Here is a 567-nt window from a genome sequence, read left to right as displayed (position 1 = left end):
ATTCGGACAGGCCGGGGTTCTCGGCTGCGCCGGTGGTTTCAACAGCGGCAGAGCCGCCTTCGCCAGCTGCGTCGAAGGTCGAGGTCCGGAAGGAGATGACCTTCTTGGCGTCTTTCGACTTCACGGTTTGGATCGCGTTACCGGCGTAGATCGGACGCTCGAAAGTGTCGGCGTCGACAACAGCGGTCACATCCGAGATCACCATCACGTCCAGCAGCGCAGCAACGCGCGGCAGCACGTTCTTGGCGTCGGTGGACGCAGGTGCCACGATGTGGCTGTAATCACCAGCCAGCGACACGATCAGCGCTGCAGTCGGCTCGGCCAGGCGGTGACCCAGCGAGGCGTCCTCGGCGACCAGCACCTTGGCCACGCCGTCGATCTTGGCAGCAGCGTCGCCTGCGGCGGCAGCCGATGCACCGGCACAAAGCACGGTCACATCACCCAGCGCCTTGGAGGCGGAGACAGCCTTGGCGGTGGCGTCCATCGCCAGTTCGCCATTATTCACTTCAGCAAGGAGAAGAACAGCCATTACACAGCCCCCGCTTCTTTGAGTTTCGCAACCAGTTC

1 pseudogene is annotated in these 567 nt (G+C 63.1%); it reads right to left on the bottom strand.

The features are described 5' to 3' along the window. Positions 1-529, bottom strand: a pseudogene (locus C6W91_RS21280) (electron transfer flavoprotein subunit alpha/FixB family protein); the annotation flags it as partial. Positions 530-567 lie beyond the last annotated feature (38 nt).

This window comes from Phaeobacter sp. SYSU ZJ3003 (assembly GCF_041300735.1).
In the GTDB taxonomy this organism is placed as follows: Bacteria; Pseudomonadota; Alphaproteobacteria; order Rhodobacterales; family Rhodobacteraceae; genus Phycobacter; species Phycobacter gallaeciensis_A.
Note: the sequence above shows the minus strand (reverse complement) of the source record. Positions and strands in the feature narration are given on the sequence as shown.